At 43.7% G+C, this 6,998-nt stretch carries 5 protein-coding genes; all 5 read left to right on the top strand.

Going from position 1 to position 6,998, the window contains the following annotated elements; all coding sequences use genetic code 11:
* Nucleotides 1-704 precede the first annotated feature (704 nt).
* Nucleotides 705-2,084 (top strand): AAA-like domain-containing protein, encoded by a 1,380-nt coding sequence (locus tag LYNGBM3L_RS11375; RefSeq protein ID WP_044492734.1) that lies wholly within the window; start codon nt 705-707, stop codon nt 2,082-2,084.
* 63 nt (nt 2,085-2,147) lie between these two features.
* Nucleotides 2,148-5,696 (top strand): WD40 domain-containing protein, encoded by a 3,549-nt coding sequence (locus tag LYNGBM3L_RS11370; RefSeq protein WP_008182660.1) that lies wholly within the window; start codon nt 2,148-2,150, stop codon nt 5,694-5,696.
* A 171-nt stretch (nt 5,697-5,867) separates the two neighbouring features.
* Entirely contained in the window at nt 5,868-6,047 is a 180-nt protein-coding gene (locus LYNGBM3L_RS11365) for a hypothetical protein (RefSeq protein ID WP_008182657.1), read from the top strand.
* A 128-nt stretch (nt 6,048-6,175) separates the two neighbouring features.
* The gene (locus tag LYNGBM3L_RS11360; RefSeq protein ID WP_008182654.1) at nt 6,176-6,622 is read left to right on the top strand and encodes a hypothetical protein; all 447 of its coding nucleotides are present in this window, start codon (nt 6,176-6,178) and stop codon (nt 6,620-6,622) included.
* Nucleotides 6,623-6,674: 52 nt separating this feature from the next.
* On the top strand, nt 6,675-6,998 hold a 324-nt coding region (locus tag LYNGBM3L_RS11355), incomplete at its 3' end, for a calcium-binding protein (RefSeq protein ID WP_008182652.1).

Here is a 6,998-nt window from a genome sequence, read left to right as displayed (position 1 = left end):
ATAGAAGCGTTGAATGTTTAAAACGTTCAACGCTTCTGACTTTTTGATACCTTTTGATAGTTGTTGAGTTAAAAAAAATTAAATTAATTTAAACTAACTTAAAATCTCGACGTCTTGCATAAATAGCCAACAACAGGGTGATAAGTACTATAACTACATCGCAAAAACGTAAGCATTCAGCCATCAGCTATCAGCCGTAGGGTGGGCAGTGGATCAGACCAATTGAAAAGCTGACAATCGTTTTGCTAGCCACTGCCCACCCTACCTCTATCAGTGAGCCGTAGTGAGCCGTAGGGTGGGCAGTGGATCAGACCAATTGAAAAGCTGACAATCGTTTTGCTAGCCACTGCCCACCCTACCTCTATCAGTGAGCCGTAGTGAGCCGTAGGGTGGGCAGTGGATCAGACCAATTGAAAAGCTGACAATCGTTTTGCTAGCCACTGCCCACCCTACCTCTATCAGTGAGCCGTAGTGAGCCGTAGGGTGGGCAGTGGATCAGACCAATTGAAAAGCTGACAATCGTTTTGCTAAGCACTGCCCACCCTACCTCAACTTTTGCTTCTTGCCTTGCCCGTAGCGCTATATCAGTTTCTCCAAAAATCTGGAATGCTGGGGCTGTAGTTGGTAGCTAAGTATACATCTACAAAATTGTTAGTTACATGATTGCTCAAGCATTTGATGAGTTTTACCCCTCCCATCCAGTTATGAGTGTAGTCTCTGGAGTAGACTCAGAATCAGAGTTAGCTTGGATACAAGCAAAAGAGTCTGCTGATCAAGTTGTCTTCAAAAATACAGGCAAACATCTCAGTGACATTGAAACCACAGTACTTCAGGGTTCCTGGGAAGGGAAAACCTATGATCAGATCGCCAATATGTATGGCTACAGTGCTGAGTATCTTAACAAAGATATCGGCAACAAATTATGGAATAAGCTCTCAGAAGCATTAGGAGAAAGGGTTACCAAAAAGAGTTTCAAACAAGCACTGAAAAGAGCATGGAAAAAGTGTCAAGGTAGATCACTTAGCACCAATGGAGAGCAGCAAGCATCTGAGCCCCTAACAAAGCTACCATTTCCGTCGGGTTGGGTGGCGCTGGATTCACCTCTTTATGTGGAGCGAGACAGCATCGAATCTCTCGGTTACGATACGGTGATTATGCCTGGTTCCCTGATTCGGATTAAAGCACCAAAGCTAATGGGAAAAACCTCCTTAATGATGAGGATTCTAGCTCATGCTCAATCCCAGGATTGTCAAACGGTGTATTTAGATTTGAGCAGTGTAGACCGAGCAATTTTAACCGATTTAGATAAATTCCTCCGCTGGCTCTGTTTGAAAGTTGGTCGGCAGTTAAAGTTAGAAAATCAATTAAATGATTATTGGGATACAGAAATTTTGGGTAGTAATGATAACTGCACAGTCTATTTTGAGGAGTATTTACTGGCAGAAATAGATTGTCCCCTAGTCTTAGCATTGGATGAAGTCGATCGAGTTTTTCCCTACCCCGAAGTGATAGAAGACTTTTTAGGGATGCTGCGCAGCTGGCATGAAAAAGCCAAGATTTCAGATATCTGGAAGCAACTGCGGCTAGTGATAGCACATTCTACAGAAGTTTATATTCCCTTAGACTTAAATCAATCTCCCTTTAACGCCGGAATTCCAGTGGAGTTGCGAGAGTTTGACCAACAGCAGGTAAAAAATTTGGCTCAGCTCCATGGACTAAATTGGAATGATACCCAGATAGAAAAATTAATGACAATGGGATCTGGTCATCCCTATCTGGTACGGTTGGCGATGTATGAAATTGGCTCTGGCAAGGTAACATTCCAGCAGTTGTGGCAAGATGCACCCACAGAAGCAGGTATTTATAGCAACCATTTGCGGCGACATTTAGAAACACTGCAACAATCACCAGAGTTGCTTCAGGCCCTCAAGAAAGTTGTCACCTCATCTGAGCCAGTGGAACTCAATCCGATCGAGATTTACAAACTACACAGTATGGGCTTGGTAGAGCGACAGGGTAACTATGTTGTGCCTCGCTGCAATTTGTACCGGGAATATTTCTACCAAGTTCTAGCTTTTAGGTAAGCATCTGCGCTACGCGCACGCTGCGCGAACAGCTGTCAGCTATCAGCTAATGAAACAGCAAACATGACAGAAGCAAAATCAAACTCTAACTATCAAGTTGGTGGCAGTCTCCCAGTTAATGCCACCAGCTACGTAACGCGACAAGCCGACGAAGACTTTTACCAAAGCTTGAAAGCGGGTCAGTTTTGTTATGTACTCAACTCGCGACAGATGGGTAAATCCAGCTTGCGGGTGCGGACAATGAAAAGGCTGCAAGCAGAAGGAATCCTCTGTGGTTTTATTGACCTGACCGGGATTGGCAAAGAGGATGTAACCCCAGAAAAGTGGTATGCTGGGATTGTCAATTCTATCGTGAGTAGTTGCCAGCTCAGCAAACAATTTAAATGGCGCAGCTGGTGGCGGGAGCAGCGGGATTTGCTTTCCCCTGTGCAACGGTTGAATCTATTCATTGAGGAAGTGCTGCTGGTTCTGGTTGAGCACAAAATTGTCATTTTCGTCGATGAAATTGACCGAGTTCTGAGCCAGAATTTTTCCGTAGATGATTTTTTTGCTCTGATTCGATTCTTCTACAATCAACGAGTAGATAATCTCGCCTACCAACGGCTCACATTTGCCCTGTTAGGGGTGGCAACTCCTAGTGATTTAATTACTGATAAAACTCAAACCCCCTTTAATATTGGTAAGGCGATTGAACTGCGTGGATTTGAACTCCCCGAAACACAGCCATTAGCTCAAGGATTAGAGGGTAAGGTAGATAATCCCCAAGCAGTGGTTCAGGAACTATTGAACTGGACAGGAGGGCAACCATTTCTGACCCAAAAGTTATGTCAGCTGGTGGCTCAAAGTACCAACAGTAGGAGTATTCTCAGTTCCCAATCCATTGAGCAGATCGTTCAAAGGCGCATCATTGAAAATTGGGAAGCCCAGGACGAACCAGAGCATTTGCGAACTATACGCGATCGCATTCTCCGTAACCAGCAGCGTGTTGGTCAGCTTTTGGGAGTATATCAGCAAATTTTACAGCAAGGAGAAATTGTTGCTGATGGCAGTTCCGAGCAAACCGAGTTGCGACTGTCGGGGTTAGTGGTTCAGCAGCAGGGACAATTAAAAGGTTACAACCGTATTTATCAGCATATTTTTAATAGAGAGTGGGTTGAGAAACAATTAGAGAAACTGCGCCCCTACTCTGAAGACTTCAAGGCTTGGGTGAAGTCTGATTATCAGGATGAATCCCGCTTACTGCAAGGTCAAGCCCTGCAAGATGCCCTAGGCTGGGCAGAACGCCAAAATTTGAGTCCCCTTGATTATCGTTTCCTCGCTGCTTCTCAGGATTTCGAGAAACGAGAAGTAGAAGCTAGTTTAGCGGTTAAAGCAGAAGAAAGTCGCATCTTAGCTAAAGCCAATGATACTTTAACGTTAGCCCAAAAGAAAGCCAAGAAAACAATAGGTATTGGGGGAGCAATTTTAGCAATTTCTTTAGTAGCAGCAGGAATTGCCGGATTACAATTGGGGAAAGCAAGACGCGATCGCTTAGAAGCACAAGTGTTACTAACCAGTGCCAAAGCCCAAATTTCCCTAGTATCAAGCCCTCTAGATGGGCTAATTGAAGCGATCAAAGCAGGACAACAATTAAAAGAGTTACAACAATTCCATAAATTAGCTCCAGTTACTAAACCAGCACAAGCACAGGTTATAGATACCTTGCGACAAGCAATCACAAAGGTAAAAGCATATAATCGCTGGGAAGCCCATAATGGTCCAATTTCCATGGTCAGTTGGAGTCCCGATGGTCAACTACTGGTTTCTGGAGGGGGAGATACACTGGTCAAACTTTGGAATTCCCAAGGTCAATTAATGCATACTCTTAGGGGTCATAGCGAACAGATCGTCAATGTCCAGTTTAGCCCCGATGGAAAATTAGTTGCTTCTGGCAGTAAAGACGGTACGGTCAAATTATGGAACGTAGCAACGGGAAGCTTAGCTAAAACCATCCTTGCCCACAATAACACCTGGGTTAGGGGTCTTAGTTTTAGTCCCGATAGTAAACTGCTTGCTTCCTCTGATTCTAGGGGTTGGGTTAAGTTTTGGGATGTAGAAACAAAAGCCCTAGTAACCAGTATTCGGGCTCATAATTCCTGGGTTACCTCGGTGAAATTTAGTCCTGATGGAACCATACTAGCTTCCACGAATTCAGATAACACCATTAAGCTTTGGAATGTAGAAGATGGTAGCTTAATTAGAACCCTAACAGGTCATCAGTCTGGTGTCAGAAACGTTGATTTTAATGCGGATGGTAAAACCCTTGCCTCTAGCAGTGAGGACACTACGATCAAACTCTGGAATCTAGAAGATGGCACAGAAATCACTACTCTTAAGGGACACAAAGGAACAACTTGGGGAGTAAATTTCAGTCGAGATGGTAAGCTGCTAGTCTCTTGTGCTGATGATGGTACAATCAAACTTTGGAATCTGGAAAACTTGGAGGCAGAACCCCAAACGTTTGTTGGTCCACAAGGTCGTGTTACCACCGTAAGTTTCCACCCTAATAATCAAAAAATACTTGTTTCTGGTAGCTACCCTAGTACAATCACTCTCTGGAATATAGATGGCCTTGAACCCAAACGTTTTGGTTTTGGTAGCACCAAAGTATGGGGAGTAACTATTAGTCCTGATAATCAATTACTAGCTTCGGGTCACGATGACCATAGGATAAAACTGTGGAACACCTCAGATGGCAGTTTAAACAAAACCCTAACAGGTCATACCGACGATGTCTGGCGAGTTAAATTCAGTGCCGATGGTAAGCTTCTTGCTTCTGCCAGTTTAGACAATACGGTAAAGCTTTGGGATGTTGACAATGGTAAAGAAATATACACGTTGACTGGTCATACTAGTAATGTCAGAAGTATTACCTTTCGCTCCGATGGTAGGATTTTAGCTTCCGGTAGTGACGACAGAACCATCAAACTCTGGCGCGTGCAAGATGGGGAATTATTGCGAACGTTTAAAGGTCATCTTCATTCCATTCGGGATTTGAGTTTCACCCCCGATGGTCAAAATATTGCCACTGCTAGTTTTGATGGTCGCATCCTATTTTGGCAAGTAGAAGATGGTAGGATGGTCAAAGTTTTTGATAATATTGACAGTTGGTTAGCCACTATCAGTATTAGTCCCAATGGCAAATTGTTAGCTTCTGGGGGTGGCTATAGGGGAATTAAGCTGTGGAATAACTCAGATGGTACTATCGTTAAGGAACTTCCCGGTCATGGCATTTGGATCAGAAGTTTGCGTTTCAGCCCCAATGGCAAATTGCTGGCTTCTGGTAGTTTTGACCGCACAGTAAAACTTTGGCGTGTGGAAGATGGTTCTTTATTGAGAATTCTAGAAGGTCATCTTGGTCGGGTAGAGGATGTTAGTTTTAGCGCAGATGGAAAACTCCTGGCTTCTGCTAGTAGGGATGGCACAGTCAAGCTTTGGAACCTAGATTTAGAATTAGATGATTTGATGCAACTAGGTTGTGAGTGGCTGGGGGATTATCTGGCGATTCATCCCGAACAAGAGGAAATACGCGAGATTTGCAACCATCCTAGGCAGGGAGATAGGGATAGCTAAATTGATGTCCCGAGACCTGATTTAAGCTGACTTTTTACTATAAATTATTATCCGCAAGATTTTTATCAGGTGTTGAAATACCTGATTTTTTCCTATGGTCAATAGTTTGAGGGCAACGCCATACTGAATGAGTAAGTAATTGCAGTGAAAGCAAACAGGAGTATTTCCATCATGAAACGCAACACAAAAAATACTAATCCATCTAGCCAAAAGTCACAAAAAACTGAACAAATTTTGCAGAAAATTCCTGAAAAATTACTAGCAAATATTAGTGGTGGTAACAACAATTTACCGAGCAATAATCCTAGCAATCCAGGTGACAGGCCTGATGGTCAGATTGGTAGTTTGTAATTCCCAAATCTTACCAATTACTGATTGCTCAATATTTCCCAAGATCTACATGACTTAGGCAACCCAGAATTTCCTAAGTAGTAACTCAACTTTTTCGACCAATTAATCACTTATCAAGGTAACCAAAAATGCCACAACAAATTATCTATGCACTTCAGTTCTCTGGGCAAGCTGTCCCCCAGAACGATCAAGGAACAGTTCTCAAAGCTACAACCCACGCACCCAGTTCCAAGATCACATCTGTCGTTAAGCAAGGTGTTGATGCACAGATCCAGACTGTGGAAGGAGGTGTTGCACAATTCTCTTCCACAGTGGAGTTTCTCACTGACAACACTTTCACCGAGAGTGGAACGATTACCTTCGGTCAGGGAAATAGCCTCAGATTTGGAACAGTGGGTCAGGGAGCTATTGGCCCTAGCCCAGAGGAAGGGGTGAGTCATGGAGTCGTGAGTTGGCGTCTTATGAAGGGAACTGGTGTGTTTGAAAACGCTAGGGGCTTTATTACTTCTAACTTTACCGTCGGTGCAGAGGGAGAAGTTACTGACAACCAGTTTGGTGTCATCTACTTGATGTGACCCTAAACCCTTGATGAACTAAACAATCAAATTAAATTTGGAGGACAATAAAATGGCAGATATTTTTGGTAATAGCAATCCTAATGTGCTACCTGGCACAAACAACAGCGACAGAATCTTTGGTTTGGGTGATGATGATCAACTGCGTGGTGGAGGTGGATACGATCGGCTATTTGGCGATCGCAATGCTCCAGGAGAGCAGCCTATAATTATTATCCCCGGAAATGACACCCTTTGGGGGGGTGGCGGCACTGACGAACTGTTTGGCGATGCTGGTAATGACTTACTAGATGGTGGCAATGACGATGACTCCCTTGAGGGTGGCATAGGTAATGATACTCTCCTTGGGGGTGATGGCAATGATATTCTCGTTGGT

It is taken from the genome of Moorena producens 3L, assembly GCF_000211815.1.
Taxonomy (GTDB): Bacteria; Cyanobacteriota; Cyanobacteriia; order Cyanobacteriales; family Coleofasciculaceae; genus Moorena; species Moorena producens.
Note: the sequence above shows the minus strand (reverse complement) of the source record. Positions and strands in the feature narration are given on the sequence as shown.

Excerpts from the sequence above, each read along its gene's own strand:
- LYNGBM3L_RS11375 (WP_044492734.1), top strand. The coding sequence starts at position 705 with ATGAGTGTAGTCTCTGGAGTAGACTCAGAATCAGAGTTAGCTTGGATA.
- LYNGBM3L_RS11370 (WP_008182660.1), top strand. The coding sequence starts at position 2,148 with ATGACAGAAGCAAAATCAAACTCTAACTATCAAGTTGGTGGCAGTCTC.
- LYNGBM3L_RS11365 (WP_008182657.1), top strand. The coding sequence starts at position 5,868 with ATGAAACGCAACACAAAAAATACTAATCCATCTAGCCAAAAGTCACAA.
- LYNGBM3L_RS11360 (WP_008182654.1), top strand. The coding sequence starts at position 6,176 with ATGCCACAACAAATTATCTATGCACTTCAGTTCTCTGGGCAAGCTGTC.